Here is a 24,232-nt window from a genome sequence, read left to right on the forward strand (position 1 = left end):
AATGTTGGATTTTATTTTAAAACGCTGCATTTTAATTAAAAAAAATTATTAACTTTAATTTAAATGATTTTTTAGTATTTATTTAACTTCTTTGTAAATTATTTTTAAATTCTTAAATCAACATAAAATCGCGTTCATCCTAGATTACTTTTAAAAGCAGAAGGTGTTTTTAATGTGACTATGCTTCACTTAATATGATTACTTTTTTGATTTATCAAAGAGACTTATTGTTTAGTTATGATGTAATGTGTGTTTAGTTATAAAGAATATATTTAGAAATAGAGTGGATAGATTTATTAAAGATAAAACTCTAGTATAAACATGGATGCAATGAAGGAGAAAAATATAAATTTAATTTAATATTGTTTTAAGTTTTATAGGTTTTTTGAATACATGAAAAAGAATTTGTTTGCTGTAAGAATAAAGAATGATAAATAAAAGGTTATGTTCTGTGAAATGTTTTATTTGTTGGAGTGAGTGAAGTGCTTCACAATGATCAAATATAAAATGAATTTTAACCACTTCCAGATTGATTAAGTATCCATAAAAAATAAGCATAGAGATTAAAACAGTATATTCAATCAATAATTAAGCATGCGTAGTCACTTGCATTATGCTGTTAAAAAAGCGCTTTGATTGTTGTAAAACGCTTTTTTTAAGCTTTAACAATTCTATTGGGCTAACCAGAAAAATTCAGCAAAGCGGAATATTGTGGTGATCAGCATTGCTATTACGATCGTCGTGATAAGAGAGTGGTTTTTCCAAATCAGAAATAATCCTACCAATACCCCCATGATTTTGCCTAAGTCTGCCCAATCCGCACCTTCAAAAAAAGTGCTGAGAATCGCAATAGAAAACAGTAAAGTTGTTGCGGCATCATTAAAAAGTTGCTCACGTTGTTGAGTGATCGTAAAATATTGGCTGAGTGAAAGCCCTGCATATCGGATCAGATAAGTACCCATCGCCAGCAGCATGATCCCGATCAAAATGATAAATTGCTGATGCATATTATTTCCTTCCTACAAGCAAGCCAAATAATGACATGAGTATTGGAATCCCTAAGGGGAGAAATGGAAAAGTAGCGAGGCTGATGATTGCACCAGTCATTGCCGATTTTCGAGCAGATTTTCTTTTTAATGCTTTAAAGGTAAGTGCAAACAATACGACAGGAAAAATCGTATCGATACCCAGTAATTTTGCATAAGCTAAATGACTTCCCAATACATAACCGCTTAAAACGCCTATCGGCCAAGCAAATAAAATTCCGATGCCGCACAGCCAATAAGCACTCAGTTTTAGCTCATTTGATGATTGGCTTAAACCAAATAAAACACTTTCATCATTCATAATATGTGTAGCAAAATATTTTAATTTATTTTTTTCTATAAAATGGGTAATTGCTAAACCAAAAGGCAGATGTCGTAAATTAATCAGCAATCCGACAATCGCAGCTGTAATCGGACTGCTTCCAGTAGCAATCATGCCTATGAAAGTAAACTCGGCAGCACCAGCCAAGACACAGATTGAAAGTAGTAAAGGTATCCAGATCGGCAGTTGATAATTGACTGCAAGCGTACCTAATGAAATCCCGATCAATGCGGTTGCGATGCAGAGAATCACGATTGATTTTATCAGGGGCTTGGGTAAATTTTTTATTTCTTTATACTTCATTTTGATGAGCCTTGCTTGGGGTGATAAGATCGTTCGATAAAATGAACGATCATTTGTTATAATAGTTTGATTGTCATTGTTCGTCAAATCGAACGATCGTATTTTTTGGAAGGATAATGTCTATACCAATTGAAATCATTGCAAATAATCTGCAAAAAGAAAGAAAAAGTGCTGCATTATCTTTGGGAGAAGTTGCTCGACGTGCAGGCATTGCGAAATCCACACTCTCGCAACTTGAATCTGGGCAGGGTAATCCGAGTCTAGAAACTTTATGGGCACTTTGTGTGGCTTTAAATATTCCTTTTGCCAAACTTATGGAAGCACAAGCTCAAGCCACACAAGTAATTCGTTATGGCGAAGGTGCTTCAGTTGTTTCTGAAATATCAAATTATCAGGCTGTTTTGTTGGCGACATGCCCACCCAATGCACGACGAGACATGTATATGCTTACAACTCAACCGGGTGAGCCGCGTTGCAGTAAACCGCATCCTATTGGCAGTGTGGAGCATATTATTATTATGCAGGGCTCTGCCAAAGTCGGTTTATTAGACAGTGCTGAGTTACTTCAAGCAGGAGACTATATTTCCTATCCAGCAGATCAAGCGCATATTTTTGAAGCACTGGAGCAAGACACACGTGCAATTTTGATCTCAGAGCAGAGATAAATCATGAGCAAGATCTAAGAATAGTTGATTGTTTTGTGCTGAAGTCGATTTTCTGGCTTTGTACATGGCGTGAATCACTTTATAATGAGCGCAAATTTATGTGATGGAACTGAGATTCGTGAGTATTATTGTTGCCTTAGATGCAAAAAGCCAATATGACGCCCTAGCAATTGCTGATCAGCTTGACCCATCACTATGTCGTTTAAAAGTCGGTAAAGAATTATTTACCCATGAAGGCCCTCTGGTTGTGAAAGCACTACATGATAAGGGCTTTGAAGTATTCCTGGATTTAAAATTTCATGATATTCCGAACACAACTGCGCAGGCAGTTTGTGCTGCGGCTGATTTGGGCGTATGGATGGTCAATGTCCATGCTTCAGGTGGGCGTAGAATGATGGAAACTTGCGTAGAACGCTTAAAAGCAGGTAACTATAAAACTCAATTGATTGCGGTTACTGTACTTACTTCAATGGAACGTGAAGACTTGCGTGATATTGGTTTAGACATAGAGCCATTTGAACAAGTGAAACGTCTGGCTAAATTGACGCAACAGAGTGGTTTGGATGGCGTGGTATGCTCGGCTCAGGAAGCCAAAATGTTACGTCAGGATTTGGGTGCTGAATTTGCTTTGGTAACACCAGGGATTCGTCCAGCTGGTGCAAATGCAGATGATCAAAAGCGTATTGTAACGCCTAAGCAGGCCATGCTTGACGGTTCTACTCATTTAGTAATTGGTCGTCCTATTACTCAATCTGAACATCCAAGTAAAACCCTGCAAGATATTTTAGCGACTCTATAAAAACAAACCCTCTTTTTCAGTTGATCAAGAGGGTGATTTCTTTGATTTATATAATAAAAATTGCTGTGTATACACTGTAGTGTACCTGCGCTACTAGATCTTTTTTTCAGAAGTTTAAAAAACTTTTTATTCCAGTGATTCTATTGATCAGTATTACTATTTTGTCAGATAAAGCACGATGGATGCCACATTCAGCACTTAATTTTAAAGTGCAGCCAGAACACTTACCGCAATTGGCGCCAATACCGACAGAACAAAACCACTGACCATTGCATGTGGAATATAATCATTGCCGCAAGCTTGTTTCACCATAGGTAAGGTGACGTCCATTGCGGTTGCACCAGCAGAAGAAATTGCTGAACGTGGATAACGCCATCCAATCATATACATAAATAAAATGGCAAAAATCTCCCTAAATAAATCGTTCATTAACGCAATACTTCCCAGATGGGCATTCTTTAATTCAGTCACCACAATCCCTGTCATCGAATAGAAGCCGTAACCTTGCGATAGCATGATTAAATCTTTCATACTGATGTCTTGAATCAAGAAAAATGCCGCAACAGCACCTAATAGTGAGCCAATCACGCAGGCAATCGGTACCAGCATAATTTTCCAGTTTAACCAAGAACGATCCAGTGGCGAGTAAGCCAGATCCAAGCCGATCAGTAACATGTAAACTAAAAGTAAATTCCATGTGCTGACATGCAGGGGAACATGGAAAAGGTGGGCCAACTCTGCTAAGCCATAACCTACAGCTAGTGCAATAAATGCATAGCTGATGTTGAGTAATGAACCCATCAATAATTCAGCAGAAACTTTACCTTGTGATGGTTTGTAGCCAATCGCTGTAAATACCAGATAACAACAAAAAAATGCACCCATTGATGTGGTGAATGCAATTGTGATTGAACTGGTGAGAATCTGTGCAGGGCTGGCAATATTATGAATTGTTTGAGAAAACTCCATTGCAATCGCAATTAAAAGAATGTAGGTAAAATAAGGCAGTATTTTAAAAGCTATTTTTTCAATGGATTGTGGAATTCTGCGGGCTAAAATAAACCCTAAGCATAAACAAAATAAAAGTTGGAAAATAAGCCAAAGTGATTGCATGAAAAATAGATAGGCAATGGATACCTATCTATTATAGTCGAAGCGCAGAAAAGCGGTTGAAAATTTATAGAAGAATATCAAGCAAGTTTATGCAGCTTTTGACTTTTGCTTGGCACTTTGCTCACGGCCTAATAAGCGAAAATCTGCAGGGTTTACTTTGCGGGTGTTGAGCCAAAATTTCCAGGTATAGGTTGGCCATAATGCAAAGTTTTTTCCGCCATCTTGTTGGTACCAACTGACACAGCCTGATTGCCATACCGTACCTGCAAGCTGTTTCTGTACATCTTCATTAAATTGATCTTGTACGTCAGCTTTTACCGCCACAGCTTGCGTCTGTGTTTTTGCAACCATTTGAATCAATTGCAAAATATAATTCACTTGAGATTCAATCATGAAAATTACAGAGTTATGACCCAGTACGGTATTCGGACCAAGTAATTGGAATAGGTTAGGAAAGCCTTTGGTGCTGACCCCATAAAAACTTTCTGCACCGTCTTTCCATGCGGTTTTTAATTCAACGCCGTGTTCACCATAGCAATCAAATGATTTTAAATAGATGCGTGGGTCTGTAATAAAACCAGTACCATAAATTAAACACTCAATTTGACGTTCTTTGCCATCCTTGGTGATGATGCTATTTTCTGTAATTTCCTGAATTCCATCGGTGATTAATTCGACATTTTTACGATTAAATGTTGGAAAGTATTTGTTGGAAATCAGAATACGCTTACAACCCATAATATAGTCAGGGGTCAGTTTTCTGGCGACTTCTTTGTCTTTAACTTGGAATTTTATATAAGCTTCAGCAAGTTTTTGACCATATTTCATGATTTGTGGTTTTACAATGGGGACGACACGTGATTCATTTGACCAATACAAGCGAGCACGGTGTAATTTTCTAAACCATTCAAAGCGACTAAATAGTTTTTTATCAAGCGCATTATAGGCGCGTTCATCACGAGGAATCACCCAAGCAGGGGTTCTTTGAAACACATAAAGATTTTGAACTTTTTCAGCAATTTCAGGAATATATTGAATTGCACTACCACCAGTACCAATAGATGCTACATTTTTTTGATTTAAATTATAGTCATGCTTCCAGTGTGATGAATGGAAAACTTCACCTTTGAATTTTTCAATCCCTTTAATTTTAGGAATCTGTGGTACATGTAATGGCCCTGATGCAAAAATAACAAATTGAGCCTCAATTTTTTGTCCACTTTTTAGTGTTAAATGCCAATTGAAATTGTGCTCATCATAACGTGTAGACACCACCTCTTGATTAAATTGGATGTATTTCTTTAAATTGAATTGTTGAATTAAATCTTGAATATAGTCAAAAATCTCAGGCGCTTCAGCATAACGTTTTGACCAATCCGTTTTAGGTGCAAAAGAAAGCGAATACATATGTGATTGAACATCACATGCCGCACCTGGGTACTGGTTCTCACGCCATGTACCACCAACATCATCTGCTTTTTCTAAAATGATAAAATCATGAATATTGGCTTGCAATAGGCGGATTGCCATGGCTAAACCACCAAATCCAGATCCAATAATTGCAACTTGCGTTGATTGGGTTTTTGCTTCAGTCGTAGGGGCTGTACTCATTTTTGTTCGCTCTGACTTTTCCAGTTTTGCATAGAATATCGGAAATGCAGCGCTTGAAATATGATTGCACTGACACAAAAATTGATATATTCGGCAATTTGCAAAAAACCATCTTTGTAGTACAAAGTTTGGGTAGAAATCAAATGATGATCCAATGAAACGCTCGATTCTCGGTTTAATGTATTTAATTCATGGTATGCGTAATGCTGGAATCGATGTAGATTCACGACTTGCTAGTATTGGGATCAAAGCAGATGCACTTGATCCCAGTTCAATCATTCATCCCAGCTTAGAGTGGGATATACAAAAAGTGATTGGGCAGGGTGTGCAGCCAGAAACAGGCTTGTTTATCGGTCAACATTATTCTTTGGCGGGCTATGGCCCGTTACTCATGCTCTTGGTGACATGTAGTAATGTCGGTGATGCGATTCAAAATGGTGTGCATTATCAGGGTTTAACCTATTTATATGGTGTATTAGGGCTTGAGAAAGGCGATCATCAAGTTGCGTTAACTTACAAACCAGTAGATTTAGAAACAGAAATGGGTTTGTTGAGAGCGCAATGTGAAATCTCTGGAACTTATAAATTTCTGGATGATATTTATAAAATGATGGGACTTACAGCGCCCAGCGTGAGAATCGAGTTACCCTTTCAGCAGCCTCAGGATTTAAGTGTATTAAAGCAATATCATGATTATTATGGTTCAGATTTACATTTTAATTGTGAAAAAGCCGCTTTTTGGATCAATGAAGATGTGATGCAACTGCCGATTCCATCCGCAGATCCGATTACACATCGGGTTTACGAAGCCAAGTGTATTGCTGAAATTGAGCGATTAAATGCCGAAGAACAGAAAATTGCGCCGTTGATTCAACGGGTAAATGATTATTTGGAATTACAGCAAGGGATTATTCCGTCGATGGCTGAAGTTGCACAGGCGTTGAATGTGCCTGAAAGAACCTTGCGCCACCAGTTGCAGCAATTAAATACCAGTTATAAACAAATTCGGGAACAGTTGATTAAACACAAAGCATTGCGATTGATTGAATATAAGGAATATTCAATCGAGGTGATTGCGGAATTACTTGGTTACTCAGAACCCGCTGCATTTAATCATGCTTTTAAACGTTGGTTTGGGCAAAGCCCGCGTCAATATGGTAAATAAACAGGTAGTGCTGATATGAGATATAGAGTTAGAATTATCCCAAAGTTTTATTTATCAAAAATGAATATTCGATATACTTCCTTTAGCCTTTAAAAGTAACAAAATGATATGTTAGATCAGAATACAACTTCAACAGCATTTACTCCCGTATCACCCGCTGAGCGTTATGCAAAAGCATTGTCATCTGGACAGTTTTTACCAGATGATGCTCAGGCTCAAGCAGTACATGAGTTGGAGCGGGTATGGCAAGAATTGATCAATCGTTATAAAGCATCGAAAAAAGCTTTTCGTCGTTTCCGCCGTCAAACTGCACCGAGAGGTGTATATATGTGGGGTGGTGTAGGGCGTGGAAAGACATGGCTCATGGATCAATTTTACGATTCGATTCCTTTTCGCCGTAAAACCCGTATGCATTTCCATCACTTTATGCAATTTGTGCATAAAGAGTTAAACAAGCTTTCTGGACAGCGTAATCCTTTAGATATCGTTGCAGATCAAATTTATAAAGAAGCTGTGGTGATTTGTTTTGATGAGTTCTTTGTATCGAATGTAACCGATGCAATGATTCTCAGTGATTTATTCCAAAAATTATTTACCCGTGGCATTACCTTGATTGCCACATCCAATATTGCCCCAGATGGTTTGTATAAAAATGGAATCCATCGTGATCGTTTTATTCCAACGATTGAAATGGTAAAAAAACATTGTGTGGTATTGAATGTCGATGCGGGTGTTGACTATCGTTTACGGGTATTGAAACAAGCGCAATTGTTTAAATCGCCACTGACAGATGACAATAAAGTCTGGATGGCAAAGCGTTTTAATGCATTAACCACATCGCAGACAGTGTCAGAAGAACCAATTACGATTAATAACCGTGTTGTTGAAACTTTGGGCCATACAGAAGATGTATTGTGGTGTGAGTTTAGAGAACTCTGTATGAAACCGCGTAGTCCATCAGACTTTATTGAAATTGCCAATATCTATAATACCGTTTTGGTGAGTAATGTTCCGCACTTAACTGATTTGCTGTCAGAAGGTACACGTCGTTTTATTTATCTGGTAGATGAGTTTTATGACCGTGGAGTAAAGCTGTTACTAACATCTCAAGACTCGATTATTGAGATTTATGACGGAGAGAAGCTGGCTTTCGAAATTGAACGTACACGTTCTCGTTTACTCGAAATGCAATCAGATGAATATTTGCAGTCAGAGCATCGTTTGATTAAAGGCAATAGTGAGTTAGAAGTAGAATAATCATCCTTAGAAAGATGTAAAAAAGCGATCCTATCATTGATAAGATCGCTTTTTTTATGGGGGATACTGTCATCAGGATGCATTTTGCAAGGATTGTCTGAGCAATTTATTTAAAGGTGTTCATCCTATTTTAGATATATGCGATAAGATTAAAATGATCCCACAAAGCGGTTTCAGTTGTATTCGTCTGATAACTAGAACAATTAACCCACCTGAATTTCAGTATTTGGATGACGAACACGACTTTTATTTGGTGTAGCAATCAAATAAGCCAGTGTTAGTGGTCCTAAGCGTCCAGCAAACATTAAACAAATTAAAGCGATTTGGCTGCCAGCATGTAAATTTTCAGTAATTCCACGTGATAAGCCGACAGTACAAGCTGCAGAAACGGCTTCAAATAATAAGTCTAAAAACTTTTTATCAGGTTCAAGGATCAGTAGGGTAAAAAAGCCAATCAGGATCAGCAGTGAAGTAATTGAAATGACCGCCATTGCCTTAAAGGTGGCCTGATGAGAAACAGAATGCCCAAAAATGGTAATTTCATCTGAACGTTTTAAGAAGGTAATGACACTTAAAATCATAATAATAAATGTGCCGACTTTAATTCCACCAGCAGTACTTAAAGAACCACCACCAATAAACATCAATACCATGGTAATTAAGGTTGATGCATTGGTCATGCTGCTGACTTCCAAGCTGTTAAAACCTGATGAACGAGGTACAGTGGCATGGAACCACGCGTTTAAAGCTTGGTCACCAACAGACATCGGAGCCAGTGTTAAAGGATTGGATGCTTCGATTGCCCAAATAACAATAAAAGCAAAAAGGTTTAAGCCCGCAATTGTAGACAGAATTAACTTACTATTGGTGGAGAGTTTCTTCCAACGCTTGGCTCTTTTAATATCCATCAACACAACAAAACCAATCCCACCGATGATATACAGCATACTGATGGTAAATGTCACCATATACTGGTCAGAGAAGCTCATTAAGCTATTGGGGAATAAAGAAAACCCACCATTATTAAAAGCAGAAATACTATAAAAAAGCGCATAAAAAAATGCATGTTCAAGGTCATAGTGATGTGACCAAGCCATGGTTAGAATCCCTGTACCAATTGCTTCAAAGAACAATGAGTAAAGAAAAACCCCTTTTACTGTAAAGGTCGCTTTGGCCAAACTGGTTTGACCAATAGTTTCCTGTGCCATAACTTGCTGCCGAATACCAACTTTTGAGGAAAGACTCAAAGCAGCTAAGATTGCAAACGTCATAAAACCTAAGCCGCCGCATTGGATCAGGATCATCACCACAACTTGACCGAAGGTGGTTAAGGAGTCGCCAATATTGACGACAGACAGCCCAGTAATGGTTACAGCAGACGTGGCAGTAAACAGGGCCTCTAGCCATGTCAAATTGCCTTGATTAGCAAAAGGAAGTTTAAGAAGCAATGTTCCGATGATAATAAAGCTTAAAAAACCTAAAGCAAGTAAGCTCGGTGGGCTGAGATTAATACTATTGTGTTTTTTGTTGATTAGTTCTTTTTTAGATAAACGCATAGTTATAACTATAAGAAACGAATCGAAAATTGTCTTAACATTTCTACAGGTCCTTCAAGGATTAAAATATCCTTTTCCTGTAAAATCGTCCCCGGTGCAATATCATACAGTACATGTGAACCGCGTTGTAATAACAAGGTTGTAAGTTCGGGGGTATTTTCCATGACCGTTTGAAATTGCGCGCCTTGTAAATTTGCACCTATTTCAATTTTGACGATATAGCGATCATTATTTAACGCCATATAACGTCTCACCATTGGATAACTGAGTGATTGTGCAACACGAATCCCCATGTCTTCTTCAGGGTGAATGATTTTTGTAATGCCTAAATGAGACAAAATCATATGATGTGATTTAGATTTGGCCTTTACAAAGATTTTTTCGATACCCAAATTTTTTAAATGCAGTACGCATAGAATACTGGCTTCAATATCTTCACCAATGGCAACCACCACGGCATCACAATTTTTGATATTCAGTTCATCTAACACATGTTCATCGGTAGCATCTGCAATAACTGCATGACTGATTTTATCGGCAATGTTTTCTACATTTTTCTTTAATGTATCAATACCTATTACATCGTGATTTAAGTTGGTGAGTTCTAGTGCAACTGCTTCACCAAAACTGCCTAAACCGATGACAGCGAATTGCGCCATTCTACAAAGTCCTTATCCCGACACTGAATTTGTGTTGGTATGATCATATTCAATTTTTATATATTTTATCTTTAAAGTATTGCAACGCCAATCTACAAACTGAGAATAAAAAGCGATAAATGTAAATAAAACCAGATTTATGTCATAAAAACTTAAAATTGATCCGATATCATTGCTTTGAAATTTAAAAATGCAAAGCCAAGATTGAGCTTTCGATCCAAGAATAAAAAATGGATGATAAAAAAATGGATGATAAGAAAATTTTTAAAATTCTCCAACATTGGTTCCCAGCGTTGGAGCAAAGAGATATTCCCAAAAAGAAACATCGTAAACGTTTTGTCGAGTTCCTCAATTGGATCGAAGCTGAAAAGTTTGGTGGGCGATTTCGTGGATATTTAATGAAAATTGACCGTATGCAATTTCATGAAAATGAGATTGAGCGTTGTGCGGTTTTTCATGAATATGCAGTCGATAGCTTGGGAATTCAAACTCAAATTCGGGAAAGAGCGAAGCCTTTATTTGATCATTATGAAGTACATAAAGATGTTATTGGACGCTATTACAATGTTCAAGATCAAGTTTATGATGTTGTTTTTGAAGAAATATTAAAACAGGCCAGACAACATGATCATGAACTGTTGCTGATTTATGCTGAAGATTATTATTGGTTGATCGTACCAAATCATGAATATAAAATTGAAAAATTCTGCAAGTGTTTTAATAAACAATTTCATGATGAAGATGTCAGTATAGAACATTATGCATTATTTGATTGCTCAAGATCGACTTAGTTTTTTGCAATTAATTCAACATATTGATAATAAAATAGAGGGATATCCATGTCACAGAAAATATATTCATTACTTCAACATTTAATTCCCGAGCTAAATGCACAACAAATTCCTCAAGATACTGAATTTTATAGTTTTAGTAAATGGTTAAATCTACAGCATGATTTTCTGCATTATATTGAATTAAAAAAATATTATGACAATGGGATTGAAAACGATTTCTACTTTAACCAGCACAATATTGATGCTGAGCAATTGCAAAATGAAATCGAAGTTGCAATAGCTGAAGTATTTGATCAATACGATGAAGATGACCTTTCATCTGATGATCAAATGGACGCAATGCAACAAACAGAAGAAATCATTTTTGATCAAATTAAACTGGTTGCAAATCAGTATCAGCTTTCTTTATTGGTTATATATCGTGAAAATCCGTATTGGATACTTGTGCCCACACAAGATGAGCAACAATTAAATCAGATTGTGGATGCTTTTAATGACGCATTTAATGATGATGGTGATTTAAATATGGCGGTTTATTAAGTTAACTTTTTTCGAATTGTTCTGATTTTATAAAAAATAGCCCATAAAAAAATTTATAGGCTATTTCTATTTTGAAGCTATTTCTATTTTAAGAAACGTTGATAACCTAAGTTATTGGTAATTTCTTGATATGGGTAATTGATATTTTCCAATGTCTCAATCAGTCCATCTGGATTCTGTACCGCATCTTCCGCATCCAAGCCAACCAAAACACGTCCTTCTGCTGCACCGTGATTACGATAATGGAATAGGCTAATGTTATGGGTTGGACCAAGACGCTCTAAGAATGTTAATAAAGCACCTGGACGTTCTGGAAACTCAACACGGAACAAACGTTCATTGGCAATATCGGCATGACCACCAATCAAATAACGGATATGCAATTTTGCAACTTCATCATCCGATAAATCATCGACATCATAATGTAATTTCATTGCTTCATAGATGTCATGGCGTTCTTTTTCACCAGCTTTTAAGCTAATACCGACAAAGACTTGAGCGGCAGATGCATCACTGGCACGGTAGTTAAATTCCGTAATATTACGTCCTTGCAAAGCACGACAGAAATTTAGGAAAGACCCTTTTTCTTCTGGAATGGTCACTGCAAAAATAGCTTCTTTACGTTCACCAAGTTCGGTACGTTCAGCAATATAACGTAAACGGTCAAAGTTCATGTTGGCACCGCAAACAATCGACACCATATTTTTGCCTTCAAGACCGTGTGCCGCGACGTATTTTTTAATACCAGCGAGCGCCATAGCACCTGATGGTTCAACAATACTACGACATTCATCATAAGTGTCTTTGATTGCCGTACAGATTTCATCTGTATTGACCAGTACCACATCACGTTCAACAATTGGACCTGAGTTATCAGATTTTTGTAGTTGAATGACTTCAAATGGCTTTTCACCGATTTGAGCAACGGCTGTACCATCTGCAAATAAGCCTACAGAAGGGAGTATCACACGTTGATTGGCTTCAAATGCTGCCTTTAAACATGCAGATTCATCATATTCGACAGGAATAACTTTGACATGCGGGGCAACATCACCAAGATATGCTGCTACACCAGCAATTAAACCACCACCGCCCACAGCAACAAATACATATTCAACATCACGCCACTGACGCAATATTTCATTGGCAATTGTACCTTGGCCGGCCATAACCAGTTCATCGTCATAAGGCGGAATAAAGGTTAAACCTTCGTCATTTGCACGTTGAATGGCATATTTGTTGGCAACATCAAATGAGTCGCCATGAAGCACAACATCACCACCCAAACGCTTTACTGCTTGAACTTTAATATCAGGTGTAGTTTTCGGCATCACAATAATGGCGCGAATACCTAACTTTTGACCAGATAAAGCCACGCCCTGAGCATGGTTACCTGCTGAAGCAGTAATAACGCCACGTTCCAACTGAGATTTCGGTAATTGACTAATACGGTTATACGCACCGCGTAGTTTGAAGGAAAAGACAGGTTGTAAATCTTCGCGTTTAAAGCGAATGTTATTGTTTAGTTTTTCACTAATTCGTGGCGCTGCTTCGAGTGGGGTTTCGATTGCAACGTCATACACCGTTGCCTGTAATATTTGTCGAACCAAACGAGACAGCATGTTAATTTTCCATCTAACAGTTTAAAATGAGCGCTCATTGTAACAAACCGTTGTACCTTTGCGTTTTAAAATTATGCAAAATGTGCAGGAAATTGAAATTTTATTGAGAGATGTCATGAGCCTTTATGCAACCCAGGACGAGAAAAAACAAGCTGCAGCCCAAGCCGCTTTAAAACACTTACCAAGAGGGGGCATTTTGGGAGTCGGTACTGGTAGTACAGTGAACTTCTTAATTGAATTATTACCTCAGTTACAACTTGAAGCAGCCGTAGCCAGTTCAGAAGCAACAGCTCAACGTCTTAAGAAATTAGGCATTGAAGTAGTTGATATGAACCATGTTGGTGGTTTAGATGCTTATGTAGATGGTGCTGATGAAATTGATCGTCATTTACATATGATTAAAGGCGGTGGTGCTGCACTCACACGTGAAAAAATCGTGGCATCTATTGCGAAAAAGTTTGTATGTATTGTTGATGACTCGAAATGGGTCGATCAATTAGGCCGTGAATTTCCATTGCCTATCGAAGTGATTGCTATGGCACGTTCAGCAGTTGCGCGTAAAATTGTATCTTTAGGCGGTGACCCAGTTTATCGTGAAGGTGTGGTAACGGATAACGGTAATGTCATTCTGGATGTGTATAATTTAAATATTTTGAATGCATTAGAGGTCGAAAAAACCATTAACGATATTCCTGGTGTGGTGTGTAATGGTATTTTTGCGATCAATAAAGCTGATGTTGCTGTAGTTGCCACCAATCATGGTATTGAAGAGCGTACCGCAGGATAAGAAAAATTTCCCCTAACTTCTGCTTGAGTAAAGACGAGGCTTTTTCCTTGCTTTGTAAAGAAAGGTTCGGGGAGATTCTAAAAATAAGCGTATTAAGATGGCAAATCTTCCTGAAATAAAAATCACACATCATGCACGTGCAACACGCTTGCGTTTACGTGTTGAACCCACGCAGATTCGCCTAACTGTGCCCAAATATTGTACCCAACGTCAGATTCAGCATTTTTTACACGAGTCTGAACAATGGATGATTGAGACATGGCATAAACAGCAGGAAAAAATACAGCAAGTTGATCAGATATTACCGACAAGGTTGCAACTGTTTAATTTAAAACAGCCCTTAGAAATTATTTATAAAACTCAAAAAAATAGCTATATTTTAGATGAGCAAAAGCATCAGTTATTTATCAGCGAGCGTCAGCCTGAAAGCTATTTAAAAGCTTTTGTGATTGCTTATGCAAAGCATTATTTACCAATCTATTTAAAGCAAGTCAGTGGTGAAACCCGTTTAAAGTTTGGACAGTGTGCTGTTCGACACCCGAAAACGCGTTGGGGAAGTTGTACAGCCCGTCATGATATTATGCTCAATAGTGCATTGGTTTTATTTGATCAACAAATTACCCGTTATGTCTGTGTACATGAATTGGCACATACCATACATTTTGATCATAGCGTTGCTTTTTGGTCTGAAGTTGAAAAGCATGATCAACACTATCAGCAGCATCGTAAAGTTTTAAAAAGTAGTGTAATGCCTTGGTGGTGGGCGTAATAAAATAAGTAAACTTCTAGATTGTATTAAAACAAAAAATGAGGAAAAGCGTATGAGTGTAAAAAGAATCATAAGTAATATTAAAGCCTTAGATTTAGCCAGTGCGCAAGCTTTTTATGGTGATTTTTTAGCGATGGATTTAGTGATGGATCATGGCTGGATCAAAACATTTGCCAGTCAGGAAATCATGCATCCACAAATTAGTATTGCTTCGGAAGGGGGAAATAAAACAGATGTACCCGATTTTTCAATCGAAGTCGACAATGTGGATGAACTTTATGAAAAAGTCAAAAAATTAGATTTAGACATTCTCTATCCCTTAACCAATGAAGACTGGGGGGTTATGCGATTCTATGTCAAAGATCCATTTGGGAAGGTTGTAAATATTTTGCAACATATTGAATATTAAAAAATTAATGAATTAAGTAGGATTTTTAAATGCAGTGGAATAAATTGGTTCCAGAGCTGATCGTCACCGATTTGGATAAAAGTTATCATTTTTGGGTGGAAATATTGGGTTTTTCTGTAATGTATCAACGGACTGAAGAAAAGTTTATCTATGTGGAACTTGATGGTGTTCAGTTTATGCTGGAGCAACAACAAGAAGGGCAATGGTTAACAGGAGTATTGGTCTACCCATTGGGAAGAGGGATTAACTTTCAGTTCGAAGTAGACCAAATCGACAGTATTTTAAATCGTTTGAATGTCGCACAATGGCCGCTGTTTGAAGCGTTAGAAGAGCGTTGGTACCGTGCAGAAACTATAGAGCATGGACAAAGGCAATTTTTAGTTCAAGATCCAGATGGTTATTTATTACGAATTGTTGAGGTGATTGGAGAAAGGGCAATAACGTTAGATTAAATAAGGCTGGCTTAAATAAGCTAAGGTTATAGGGACTTTAATTGAGGTACAACGATGCACATCAGATCTTTTCAAAATCATGACCGAGCACCATTGAGTGAACTTTTTTTAAATACCAGAAAATTAAGTTGGCCGTGGTTAGATTCTTCAAAATGGGGGCTGAGTGATTTTGAAAAATATACCGAAAATGAAATGATTTTAGTGGCTGAAAAAGACCAAGAATATTTGGGATTTGCATCTATTTACCTGCAAGAGAACTTTTTACATCATCTATTTATTGCCCCAAATGCTCAAAATCAGGGTGTAGGAACAGCATTGCTACATGCAGTAGAACAACTGTTTACGGGTACAGGCTATCTCAAATGTTTATCAGAAAATAAACAAGCTTTGTCTTTTTATTTAGGTCATGGCTGGAAAGCAATCAGCACTGGAGTAAGTGAAGAAGGTGGATATATATTAATGTCAAAAGCAAAACTTATTCAGTAAAACCATCGATCCATTCCCGAATTGTTTCGACGACTTCATCAGGCTGTTTAATCCATGCACTATGTTGATTGCCCTTGGTTTTATGGGTTAAATCCAGCGTGTTTATTTGTGGGTTTTTAAAATAACCACTTAGGCCAAGCATTGAAGACATTGGTGCAAAATCATCGCCATTTAAATAGACAAATAAGGCAGCGTTATTCACCACGTTTTCTTGCCCAATAATATGTGCATAATTTCCTGTAAAGATAACTTTAGACCAATCATGCATTAAGGATTTTGTCTCTTTATTCCCAAAAGCAATTTTATAGCCTGCAAAACAACCATCTTTTAAAATCATGGCGTTGATCACTGAGACTGCTTTTAAAATATTGATTTTACCTTTTAAGTCCCAATTTTTTAAACCGATATTGCCTGTGGCAACACCAATGACTTTATTTACATGATTTTGTGCATAAAGTGTTGCTAAATGTCCACCTAAACTATGTCCAAATAAGATTGGAACTTGTTGGTTTAGTTCCAAGGCCAGCTTTTCCAGTTGAGGAATAAAGTCATTGAGTAAATCAGCATAACCATAATCAATCTTTGCTGAAACAGGCGGAGTATTACGCCCACAATGGGGATAATCAGCGACAATAACATTTAAGCCACTTTGGCTTAAAGCGGTAATGAGCACCTCGTATTTACTGATTGCTATGCCTAGCGCAGCCAGCAAGATAACACTATGGCTGTTTTCAGGGTTTGAATAAATATCGACTACAATTGGATATTGCCCAAAATCAATATTCTTTTGGGTAAAAGAGGTATTTTTCATGATTTAGTCCTTAAAAATATTCATTTGAATCATGTTTGAAAGTCCGAGTTTGTGCATTAAAGCAGTCCGTGATTGAGGGTTTCTTTTTGCTTCAATTGAGATAAGTTTACGCATTTCTGAATTAAAATGTACCCGCGGATATTGGCTTAAAATTCGGTTTTTAAAACTGTTTGAAAATAAGTAGAGATCAGTCCCAATTACATCACAGGAAGTGGCTTTTTGTAGTAATAGCACTTCTTTAGAAAGACTGTGATCACTTTCATCTAAACTGCCATTCATATGTAAACAAATCGCATTTGAAATATTAACCATTTTGTCTTCGGGATAATGGTGTTTGCTACAGAGTGTTTCAGCTCTTAAGGCACTTTCAAAGCTAAAACATTGACATGCATATTGATCCAAATGATTAACCAGTCCTAAATCATGCATCAAACATGAAATAACAAGACTTTCTTGATCAAATTGCCATTGTTTGGTGTGGGCGATAGCAACAGCCCAAAAATAGCTCCGCCAAGAATGATTGATGATCGCTTGAGAAGCTGTTTGTTCTAATTCGTTCATCGCTTCTTTGACAATTGCTGTGTCAGGAATCTGAAAACTATCCAGTGTAAATGATGTCGAATCATGATTCGCTTTTAGAAATGTTTTGCCATAGTTCAATGTGACAGGGATTAGAACTTGTTTTATAAGCTGAGTTTTCTCTTTAAAGCTAAGTTTTCCATTACTTGTATTCATCCACGCCCGTGATCCAATCATGACCAATACGTCCTTTTGTTAATTTTAGAGTAATTACTCTAAATTATTATGCATAGATCATTTAGCAAGACAAGACCGTTTTCTTTGAATTTGTTTGAATAGTCTTTTATGCCAAAAACGAGAATTAAAATGAAAAGGTTTGTTTATCATTTTTTTTAGAGGTTTAATTTGATGATTTTATAGGCGATGTCATTAAATTACATGTTTATTTGTGTATTTATCATCATGAATTTTAAGTGATGGTATAATGCTTTAAAAGTATTTCTTAATAAAAGCAGTTAAATTACAAAATAGTCTGATTATTTTAAGCATAAGTTGGGAGCGAATAAAAAAATACTCTAAACTTGGCGACTTGCCAATATTTCCTATTTCTTATCATAAAGATATCAGACGTGAATTTTGCAGATACTCATTACTTTATTTTGATTGTACCGATCTGCCTGATATTAATGGGCAGTTTACTTTTGATCTGCCATTATTTTTTTAAAGCACCTACTTATTTATTTTGGTTGGGTCTTGGATATATCGTGCCGTCTTTTGCTTTAGCTGCACAGAGTTTTATGTCTAACCAACAATTAACATTCTCAGCCCCTGTTGTTGGTGGTTTATACCTATTTGGTGCATGGGCCAGCGCCTATACTATGGCATTGAGAAAGAAAGCCAGTGCGCACACTTTAGTGGCTTTCATTTTGATCCTTATCACAATATGTCTGCTGGTCTATTATTCTTTTGTTGATGAACAGCTATGGATGCGCATGCTAATTTTAAACCTGAGCATTGCCACAGTTGAATCCTTAGTTTTAGTATCTATTTTTAAAGATGATAAGCAAAGTGATTGGTTAAATAAGCTGGTCGATTATTCTTACCTTTTTATTGTTTTATATACTTTTGTCCGCGTCATTATTATTTTCTTTTTTTTGAAAAATATTGAAGCCAGTATGCTTGTAAATTCAGTATGGTGGTTAATGATGCTTGCTGCCAGTATTATCCTGAGCATGTGGTTTGCGATCGTACTTTTAGGGACATTAGTTCGAGACATTATTTTGAAATTAAATGATGAACGTTCTAGAGATCCATTAACGCATTTACTCAATCGCCGTGGCTTTTATGATGCAGCTAAAATCAATTTAATCGATTTGCCAGAAAAACAATATTTTTTGCTGATGTGTGATGTCGATCATTTTAAGAAAATTAATGATACCCATGGGCATCTGGTCGGTGATCAGATTTTGCAAAGCGTAGGTCGTCTTGTCAGTCAGCATGTTGGTGAAAAGGGCTTAGTGGGGCGTTTTGGTGGTGAAGAGTTTATTGTTTTATTACAAGTTGAAGATCTTGATTATGCCTATAAAATTGCTGAGCGTATGCGAACTGCTATTGAGACTGAGCAATTTTTAACTCAATCGATCTTATTGACAGCCAGCTTTGGCTTAACACAAGTGAGACATCGTAATTTAGCCAGCGGTATAGAAGCTGCTGACAAACTTTTGTATGTTGCCAAACGTAGGGGGCGCAACTGTATTGCGCAAGATGCATCAATCGAACTTATGCGAATTTAACTTTATCATAATGCTAAAATATCATAAAAACCCAGCAAAATAGTTTAGAAAGCATCAACTTCCTGTCATACTACAGAACTACAAAATGGATACTTTTAAATCGAGGTAAAAAACGTGATTTCAGTGGGTATTGTCGGTGGAACAGGTTATACAGGCGTTGAATTGTTGCGTCTTTTACTACGACATCCAAATGTTCAAGTGAATGTACTGACATCACGTACCGAAGATGGTCGCCGTGTAGATGATATGTTTCCAAGCTTACGTGGACACACCGAGCTTAAATATTCAGATTTAAACATTGATGAATTAAAAAAATGTGATGTTGTGTTTTTTGCGACCCCGCATGGTGTGGCAATGCAACATGCGCAACAACTCTTGGCAGCAAATACCAAAGTTATCGATTTAGCCGCTGATTTTCGCTTGCAGAATTTAGCACAGTTTGAAAAATGGTATGGGATGCAGCATGCCTGCCCAGAGATACTGAAAGACTCTGTTTATGGTTTATCTGAACTTAATCGTGAACAAATTAAAAATGCCAATGTTGTCGGTAACCCGGGTTGTTACCCAACCACTGTTCAGTTGGGATTAGCGCCACTTTTTAAGCAAGCTGAAACATTGGTTAAACCAGAAAGTATCATCATTGACGCGAAATCTGGTGTATCAGGTGCAGGGCGTAAAGCTAGTCTAGGCATGATTTATTCTGAAAATGCAGATAATTTTAAAGCCTATGGCGTTGCTGGACATCGTCATCATCCTGAAATTGTAGAAGCATTAGAAAATATTTCGGGTCAAAAAAATCTATTTGATCAGATTCTTTTTGTGCCGCATTTGGTTCCGATGATTCGTGGTATGTTCAGTACAATCTATGTTGATTTGACAGAGCAAGGTGCAGCAGCAGATTTACAAAGTCTTTATGAAAAATTTTATGCAAATGAAATATTTGTAGACGTAATGCCTGCAAATAGTTCACCAGAAACACGTTCTGTACGTGGTGCAAACCAACTCAGAATTGCACTGTATAAACCGCATCCGAACAAGTTAATTGTTTTGTCTGTTCAAGACAATTTAGTCAAAGGTGCGGCAGGACAGGCTGTACAAAATATGAACTTAATGTTTGGTTTTGCTGAAGATGCTGGTTTACAAGGTATCGGATTATTACCATAAAAAACGCTTTATGGCTTCACACACATATAACTTTGCGGTTAAATGTGTGTTTTGATTCTATCAATAATACTTAGAGATGATGATGCAGAACACAGAAACAAATACCGCGTCACAACCAGCTCAAGCACCGAAAAAGCCTTTTTTAAAAGGGAATATGCCTTTGGTGATCGGTGGGGTTGTATTATGTGCTGGCAGTGTACTTTTAGGTTATACGGTTGGACATCGCCAAGGGCTAACGGTAGTCGGTTTTGATGCAGATGCAGAACAGTTGGTAGAAGTTGTGAAGCAACAAAAAACAACGCTGGCTAATTTAAATAAAAGCTTAAATGCTGCTGTACAGGAACGAGATGTGGCTGTTTCGAACTCTAACGATTTGTTAGAGTCATTGAACAAAGCCAATGCTGAAAAATCACAAGTTGATGTGATGAGTGCGATTTATCGTGAAGTGTTAAAACAACGTGGCGGTTTGAGTTTAACCATTCAAAACTTGGCCGTTAAGCCATTACCAGAAAACGCTTATGAATATCAGCTTGATCTTATTCAAGTTAGTCCAAGACGTGCGACGGGTTCTGTTGAAATTCGTTTGATTAGTGGTACTGAGGTGTTAACAGTGCCAATGGCAGATGCGAATTATAATTTTACTGATTATGAGCGCTTAACTGGACGTTGGACCATGCCTAAGGGCTTTAATCCACAATTTATCGAAATCCGCCTAAATGGTGCCACGCCAGTGGTTAAACGCTTTAGTTGGTCACGTGGGCAAGCTGTAGACAGTGCAGCTGCGTTTGCTGCAGAGGTTCCTCAAGCTGCGGCTAATTCTCAATAAATCATAAGTATTTTGAAAAATATGCGAACTAATAAACGTCAAATGAGTTTAAATGAAGTGAAATCATCATTCCGTGATTCAGGATTTATAGATTGGCACTTGAGTATTCGTATAAGTAATTCAGAAGATCCAAACCATCCAGACCATGATCAAGCAGATGTTGCAGTACAAACTGCGCCACCTGAAGTGAAGCGACCACCGATGTATTCTGTCGTTTTATTGAACGATGATTACACTCCGATGGACTTTGTTATTGAAATTTTACAACAATACTTTGCTTTGAATCTTGACCAAGCCACTCAAGTAATGTTAACAGTACATTATGAAGGAAAAGGTGAAGCTGGTGTTTATCCAAGAGACATTGCGGAGACTAAAGCCAACCAAGTTAATAACTACGCTCGATCTCAAGGTCATCCATTGCTTTGTCAGATTGAGCCAAAAGAATAAGGGGGTTTCATGCTCAGTCGTCAATTAGAAGTTTCACTCCGTTTGGCTGTTAGCATGGCTCGTCAAAAGAGACATGAGTTTCTTACGGTTGAACATTTATTATTGGCTTTACTTGATAACGATTCAGCGGTTAATGCCTTAAAAGCATGCGGCGCTGAAATTATCAGTTTGCGCAAAGAGTTAGAGGAGTATGTAGAACAACATACCCCTAAACTAGGAGAAAACAACGACCAAGCCCCTCATCCAACTGAAAGTTTTGACCGTATCTTACAACGTGCAATTTTCCACGTTCAGTCAAGTGGCGGTGATCGCACAGTAGAGGGTGCAGATGTACTGGTTGCGATGTACTCTGAGCGAGATTCTTTTGCCGTTTACTTGCTAAAACGACATCAAATCAATCGTTTGACTTTAACCCAATATTTGTCACACGGTGCGCGTAAAGAAGAAATTCAAGTTGAAGAAGAATCTGATGATTTAGAAGGTGAATCAAATGCTTCAGCAAATGCTGGACCACTTGAACTTTATACTTTGAATTTGAATATTGAAGCGCAAAAAGGCAAAACTGATCCTTTAATCGGGCGTGAAAAAGAAATTGAACGAACTGCTCAAATTCTTTGCCGTCGCCGTAAAAACAATCCATTGCTTGTGGGTGATCCTGGTGTGGGTAAAACATCGATTGCTGAAGGTCTGGCATGGTTGATTGTGAATGGTAAAGCGCCTAAGCCACTTGCGACTGCTGAAGTGTTTAGTTTAGACATCGGTGCATTGGTTGCGGGTACAAAATACCGTGGTGACTTTGAAAAACGATTGAAACAGCTTCTCAATGCTTTGAAAAAGAAACCAGAAGCAATTTTATTTATCGATGAAATTCATATGATCATTGGTGCTGGCTCAAGTATGGGCAGTACCATGGATGCATCGAATTTAATCAAACCTGCGTTGGCGAATGGTAGTTTACGTTGTATTGGTTCAACCACTTTCCAAGAATATCGCCAAGTATTTGAAAAAGATCATGCACTATCACGTCGTTTCCAAAAAATTGATGTGAATGAGCCTTCTATTTCAGAGACAATTGATATTTTGCGTGGTTTGAAAAGCAAGTTTGAAGATTTCCATCATGTTAAATATGAAGATACTGCGCTAGTTTCAGCGGTTGAGTTGTCTGCTAAGTTTATTAATGATCGTTTCTTGCCAGATAAGGCGATTGATGTGATTGATGAGGCTGGTGCACAACGTCGATTAAAAGCTGAACAAGATGATACTTTGATTACAGTTGAAAATATCGAAGATATTATTTCGAAGATTGCACGTATCCCGCCAAAAACAGTATCTAAAGATGATAAATCGGTACTTGAATATCTAGAGCGTGATCTTAAACGTGTGGTATTTGGTCAAGATGAAGCGATTACAGCTTTGGCTTCTGCGATTAAACTGTCACGTGCAGGTTTGAAAGCGCCAGATAAACCAGTGGGTAGTTTTGTTTTTGCAGGTCCTACAGGTGTTGGTAAAACTGAAGTGACCAAACAATTGGCAAAATTGCTGGGTGTAGAGCTTGTTCGTTTCGATATGTCTGAATATATGGAGCGTCATGCGGTTTCTCGTTTGATTGGAGCGCCTCCAGGTTATGTTGGTTATGATCAGGGTGGTTTACTGACTGACGCGATTCATAAGAATCCGCACTGTGTCTTGTTATTAGATGAAATCGAAAAAGCACATCCAGATGTCTTTAACTTGTTATTACAAGTCATGGATCATGGTGCTTTAACCGACAACAATGGGCGTAAGTCTGATTTCCGTAATGTGATTATTGTATTGACCACCAATATCGGTGCTGAAAGTATTTCGCGTAACAGTATCGGTTTTACTGAGCAAGACAATAGTAATGACAATCAGGAAGCGATGAAACGTGCATTTGCACCAGAGTTCCGCAACCGTTTAGATGGTGTAATTCAGTTTAAAGCATTACCTACCACAGTGATTGAGTCTGTCGTTGATAAATTCTTAACCGAACTTCAAGCGCAGTTAGATGACAAAAAAGTGGTGCTGGAAGTTGATCAATCTGCTCGCGATTGGATGGCTGAGAATGGCTATGATCGTTTAATGGGTGCTCGCCCAATGCAACGTTTGATTCAAGAACATTTGAAGAAACCACTTGCTGAGATGATTCTATTTGGTGAGCTTGCAGATCATGGTGGTAACGTTGCTGTTTCTGTGAAGAAAGAAAATGGTAAGGCGGTAGGGCTTACATTAGAAGTCTTTGAAGATCAGACTGCTGAACCAGCATAGTTGTGAATGAACTTTAAAATAACCCGCATTG

Annotated in this window: 25 protein-coding genes; 16 read left to right on the top strand and 9 right to left on the bottom strand. The window is 37.6% G+C overall.

Annotated elements, in window-relative coordinates:
* Positions 1-671 precede the first annotated feature (671 nt).
* Positions 672-1,007, bottom strand: coding sequence for an AzlD domain-containing protein (locus M2R48_RS09665; protein WP_262085957.1), 336 nt, complete (start codon positions 1,005-1,007; stop codon positions 672-674).
* A 1-nt stretch (position 1,008) separates the two neighbouring features.
* Entirely contained in the window at positions 1,009-1,671 is a 663-nt protein-coding gene (locus tag M2R48_RS09670) for an AzlC family ABC transporter permease (RefSeq protein ID WP_262085959.1), read from the bottom strand.
* A gap of 116 nt (positions 1,672-1,787) precedes the next feature.
* Between M2R48_RS09670 and M2R48_RS09675 the strand changes: the two genes are divergently transcribed.
* Both M2R48_RS09675 and pyrF read left to right on the top strand, forming a co-directional pair.
* Entirely contained in the window at positions 1,788-2,336 is a 549-nt protein-coding gene (locus M2R48_RS09675; protein WP_262085961.1) for a helix-turn-helix domain-containing protein, read from the top strand.
* 103 nt (positions 2,337-2,439) lie between these two features.
* Positions 2,440-3,135: an orotidine-5'-phosphate decarboxylase gene (gene pyrF, locus M2R48_RS09680; protein ID WP_004821273.1), complete on the top strand. Its 696-nt coding sequence runs from the start codon at positions 2,440-2,442 to the stop codon at positions 3,133-3,135.
* 204 nt (positions 3,136-3,339) lie between these two features.
* Here the strand turns inward: pyrF and M2R48_RS09685 are convergent, their stop codons facing one another.
* Positions 3,340-4,248 (bottom strand): lysine exporter LysO family protein, encoded by a 909-nt coding sequence (locus tag M2R48_RS09685; RefSeq protein ID WP_034610237.1) that lies wholly within the window; start codon positions 4,246-4,248, stop codon positions 3,340-3,342.
* 87 nt (positions 4,249-4,335) lie between these two features.
* Complete coding sequence (locus M2R48_RS09690; protein ID WP_262085965.1) at positions 4,336-5,859, bottom strand: flavin-containing monooxygenase; 1,524 nt, start codon at positions 5,857-5,859, stop codon at positions 4,336-4,338.
* Between the two features lie 154 nt (positions 5,860-6,013).
* On the opposite strand from M2R48_RS09690, the gene M2R48_RS09695 reads away from it, so the two are divergent.
* Together M2R48_RS09695 and zapE are read left to right on the top strand one after the other, a co-directional pair.
* Entirely contained in the window at positions 6,014-7,024 is a 1,011-nt protein-coding gene (locus tag M2R48_RS09695) for an AraC family transcriptional regulator (RefSeq protein ID WP_004720772.1), read from the top strand.
* 108 nt (positions 7,025-7,132) lie between these two features.
* On the top strand, positions 7,133-8,281 hold the full coding sequence (gene zapE / locus M2R48_RS09700; RefSeq protein WP_004720770.1) for a cell division protein ZapE: 1,149 nt from the start codon (positions 7,133-7,135) through the stop codon (positions 8,279-8,281).
* Positions 8,282-8,484: 203 nt separating this feature from the next.
* Here zapE and M2R48_RS09705 read toward each other — a convergent pair whose 3' ends face one another.
* Positions 8,485-9,837 (bottom strand): TrkH family potassium uptake protein, encoded by a 1,353-nt coding sequence (locus M2R48_RS09705; protein ID WP_004720769.1) that lies wholly within the window; start codon positions 9,835-9,837, stop codon positions 8,485-8,487.
* Positions 9,838-9,845: 8 nt separating this feature from the next.
* Positions 9,846-10,496 carry a potassium channel family protein gene (locus tag M2R48_RS09710; RefSeq protein ID WP_004720766.1) on the bottom strand — a complete coding sequence of 217 codons (651 nt, stop codon included), beginning with the start codon at positions 10,494-10,496 and terminating at the stop codon, positions 9,846-9,848.
* Between the two features lie 245 nt (positions 10,497-10,741).
* On the opposite strand from M2R48_RS09710, the gene M2R48_RS09715 reads away from it, so the two are divergent.
* Both M2R48_RS09715 and M2R48_RS09720 read left to right on the top strand, forming a co-directional pair.
* Positions 10,742-11,287, top strand: a complete 546-nt coding sequence (locus M2R48_RS09715; protein WP_004720765.1) for a hypothetical protein — start codon at positions 10,742-10,744, stop codon at positions 11,285-11,287.
* Positions 11,288-11,335: 48 nt separating this feature from the next.
* Positions 11,336-11,830, top strand: coding sequence for a hypothetical protein (locus M2R48_RS09720; protein ID WP_262085966.1), 495 nt, complete (start codon positions 11,336-11,338; stop codon positions 11,828-11,830).
* An 83-nt stretch (positions 11,831-11,913) separates the two neighbouring features.
* Here M2R48_RS09720 and ilvA read toward each other — a convergent pair whose 3' ends face one another.
* Positions 11,914-13,452 carry a threonine ammonia-lyase, biosynthetic gene (ilvA, locus tag M2R48_RS09725; protein WP_004821288.1) on the bottom strand — a complete coding sequence of 513 codons (1,539 nt, stop codon included), beginning with the start codon at positions 13,450-13,452 and terminating at the stop codon, positions 11,914-11,916.
* Positions 13,453-13,567: 115 nt separating this feature from the next.
* On the opposite strand from ilvA, the gene rpiA reads away from it, so the two are divergent.
* The 5 genes from rpiA to M2R48_RS09750 all read left to right on the top strand — a co-directional run bounded on the left by rpiA (position 13,568) and on the right by M2R48_RS09750 (position 16,355).
* Positions 13,568-14,239, top strand: a complete 672-nt coding sequence (gene rpiA / locus M2R48_RS09730) for a ribose-5-phosphate isomerase RpiA (protein ID WP_262085967.1) — start codon at positions 13,568-13,570, stop codon at positions 14,237-14,239.
* A 97-nt stretch (positions 14,240-14,336) separates the two neighbouring features.
* Entirely contained in the window at positions 14,337-15,008 is a 672-nt protein-coding gene (locus M2R48_RS09735) for a M48 family metallopeptidase (RefSeq protein WP_262085969.1), read from the top strand.
* 52 nt (positions 15,009-15,060) lie between these two features.
* The gene (locus M2R48_RS09740; protein ID WP_262085971.1) at positions 15,061-15,417 is read left to right on the top strand and encodes a VOC family protein; all 357 of its coding nucleotides are present in this window, start codon (positions 15,061-15,063) and stop codon (positions 15,415-15,417) included.
* 29 nt (positions 15,418-15,446) lie between these two features.
* The gene (locus M2R48_RS09745; protein WP_262085973.1) at positions 15,447-15,869 is read left to right on the top strand and encodes a bleomycin resistance protein; all 423 of its coding nucleotides are present in this window, start codon (positions 15,447-15,449) and stop codon (positions 15,867-15,869) included.
* 54 nt (positions 15,870-15,923) lie between these two features.
* Positions 15,924-16,355: a GNAT family N-acetyltransferase gene (locus tag M2R48_RS09750; RefSeq protein ID WP_262085975.1), complete on the top strand. Its 432-nt coding sequence runs from the start codon at positions 15,924-15,926 to the stop codon at positions 16,353-16,355.
* Here M2R48_RS09750 and M2R48_RS09755 read toward each other — a convergent pair.
* Entirely contained in the window at positions 16,345-17,166 is an 822-nt protein-coding gene (locus tag M2R48_RS09755) for an alpha/beta fold hydrolase (protein WP_262085977.1), read from the bottom strand. The two genes, M2R48_RS09750 and M2R48_RS09755, sit on opposite strands and share 11 nt — an antisense overlap.
* A gap of 3 nt (positions 17,167-17,169) precedes the next feature.
* The gene (locus M2R48_RS09760) at positions 17,170-17,922 is read right to left on the bottom strand and encodes an HD domain-containing protein (RefSeq protein ID WP_262085979.1); all 753 of its coding nucleotides are present in this window, start codon (positions 17,920-17,922) and stop codon (positions 17,170-17,172) included.
* A gap of 449 nt (positions 17,923-18,371) precedes the next feature.
* On the opposite strand from M2R48_RS09760, the gene M2R48_RS09765 reads away from it, so the two are divergent.
* From M2R48_RS09765 to clpA, 5 genes are all read left to right on the top strand, one after another.
* On the top strand, positions 18,372-19,478 hold the full coding sequence (locus tag M2R48_RS09765; protein ID WP_262087473.1) for a sensor domain-containing diguanylate cyclase: 1,107 nt from the start codon (positions 18,372-18,374) through the stop codon (positions 19,476-19,478).
* A gap of 114 nt (positions 19,479-19,592) precedes the next feature.
* Positions 19,593-20,642 (top strand): N-acetyl-gamma-glutamyl-phosphate reductase, encoded by a 1,050-nt coding sequence (gene argC, locus M2R48_RS09770; RefSeq protein ID WP_262085982.1) that lies wholly within the window; start codon positions 19,593-19,595, stop codon positions 20,640-20,642.
* An 82-nt stretch (positions 20,643-20,724) separates the two neighbouring features.
* The gene (locus M2R48_RS09775) at positions 20,725-21,468 is read left to right on the top strand and encodes a DUF6776 family protein (protein WP_004720739.1); all 744 of its coding nucleotides are present in this window, start codon (positions 20,725-20,727) and stop codon (positions 21,466-21,468) included.
* 21 nt (positions 21,469-21,489) lie between these two features.
* On the top strand, positions 21,490-21,915 hold the full coding sequence (gene clpS / locus M2R48_RS09780; RefSeq protein WP_004720737.1) for an ATP-dependent Clp protease adapter ClpS: 426 nt from the start codon (positions 21,490-21,492) through the stop codon (positions 21,913-21,915).
* Positions 21,916-21,924: 9 nt separating this feature from the next.
* A complete protein-coding gene (gene clpA, locus M2R48_RS09785; RefSeq protein ID WP_004720735.1) occupies positions 21,925-24,201 on the top strand; it encodes an ATP-dependent Clp protease ATP-binding subunit ClpA in 2,277 nt (758 codons plus the stop codon).
* Positions 24,202-24,232: the final 31 nt, after the last annotated feature.

The organism is Acinetobacter sp. I-MWF, from assembly GCF_025433935.1.
Classification (GTDB): Bacteria; Pseudomonadota; Gammaproteobacteria; order Pseudomonadales; family Moraxellaceae; genus Acinetobacter; species Acinetobacter guillouiae.

Excerpts from the sequence above, each read along its gene's own strand:
- M2R48_RS09665 (WP_262085957.1), bottom strand. The coding sequence starts at position 1,007 with ATGCATCAGCAATTTATCATTTTGATCGGGATCATGCTGCTGGCGATG.
- M2R48_RS09670 (WP_262085959.1), bottom strand. The coding sequence starts at position 1,671 with ATGAAGTATAAAGAAATAAAAAATTTACCCAAGCCCCTGATAAAATCA.
- M2R48_RS09675 (WP_262085961.1), top strand. The coding sequence starts at position 1,788 with ATGTCTATACCAATTGAAATCATTGCAAATAATCTGCAAAAAGAAAGA.
- pyrF (WP_004821273.1), top strand. The coding sequence starts at position 2,440 with ATGGAACTGAGATTCGTGAGTATTATTGTTGCCTTAGATGCAAAAAGC.
- M2R48_RS09685 (WP_034610237.1), bottom strand. The coding sequence starts at position 4,248 with ATGCAATCACTTTGGCTTATTTTCCAACTTTTATTTTGTTTATGCTTA.
- M2R48_RS09690 (WP_262085965.1), bottom strand. The coding sequence starts at position 5,859 with ATGAGTACAGCCCCTACGACTGAAGCAAAAACCCAATCAACGCAAGTT.
- M2R48_RS09695 (WP_004720772.1), top strand. The coding sequence starts at position 6,014 with ATGAAACGCTCGATTCTCGGTTTAATGTATTTAATTCATGGTATGCGT.
- zapE (WP_004720770.1), top strand. The coding sequence starts at position 7,133 with ATGTTAGATCAGAATACAACTTCAACAGCATTTACTCCCGTATCACCC.
- M2R48_RS09705 (WP_004720769.1), bottom strand. The coding sequence starts at position 9,837 with ATGCGTTTATCTAAAAAAGAACTAATCAACAAAAAACACAATAGTATT.
- M2R48_RS09710 (WP_004720766.1), bottom strand. The coding sequence starts at position 10,496 with ATGGCGCAATTCGCTGTCATCGGTTTAGGCAGTTTTGGTGAAGCAGTT.
- M2R48_RS09715 (WP_004720765.1), top strand. The coding sequence starts at position 10,742 with ATGGATGATAAGAAAATTTTTAAAATTCTCCAACATTGGTTCCCAGCG.
- M2R48_RS09720 (WP_262085966.1), top strand. The coding sequence starts at position 11,336 with ATGTCACAGAAAATATATTCATTACTTCAACATTTAATTCCCGAGCTA.
- ilvA (WP_004821288.1), bottom strand. The coding sequence starts at position 13,452 with ATGCTGTCTCGTTTGGTTCGACAAATATTACAGGCAACGGTGTATGAC.
- rpiA (WP_262085967.1), top strand. The coding sequence starts at position 13,568 with ATGAGCCTTTATGCAACCCAGGACGAGAAAAAACAAGCTGCAGCCCAA.
- M2R48_RS09735 (WP_262085969.1), top strand. The coding sequence starts at position 14,337 with ATGGCAAATCTTCCTGAAATAAAAATCACACATCATGCACGTGCAACA.
- M2R48_RS09740 (WP_262085971.1), top strand. The coding sequence starts at position 15,061 with ATGAGTGTAAAAAGAATCATAAGTAATATTAAAGCCTTAGATTTAGCC.
- M2R48_RS09745 (WP_262085973.1), top strand. The coding sequence starts at position 15,447 with ATGCAGTGGAATAAATTGGTTCCAGAGCTGATCGTCACCGATTTGGAT.
- M2R48_RS09750 (WP_262085975.1), top strand. The coding sequence starts at position 15,924 with ATGCACATCAGATCTTTTCAAAATCATGACCGAGCACCATTGAGTGAA.
- M2R48_RS09755 (WP_262085977.1), bottom strand. The coding sequence starts at position 17,166 with ATGAAAAATACCTCTTTTACCCAAAAGAATATTGATTTTGGGCAATAT.
- M2R48_RS09760 (WP_262085979.1), bottom strand. The coding sequence starts at position 17,922 with ATGATTGGATCACGGGCGTGGATGAATACAAGTAATGGAAAACTTAGC.
- M2R48_RS09765 (WP_262087473.1), top strand. The coding sequence starts at position 18,372 with ATGGGCAGTTTACTTTTGATCTGCCATTATTTTTTTAAAGCACCTACT.
- M2R48_RS09775 (WP_004720739.1), top strand. The coding sequence starts at position 20,725 with ATGCAGAACACAGAAACAAATACCGCGTCACAACCAGCTCAAGCACCG.
- clpS (WP_004720737.1), top strand. The coding sequence starts at position 21,490 with ATGCGAACTAATAAACGTCAAATGAGTTTAAATGAAGTGAAATCATCA.
- clpA (WP_004720735.1), top strand. The coding sequence starts at position 21,925 with ATGCTCAGTCGTCAATTAGAAGTTTCACTCCGTTTGGCTGTTAGCATG.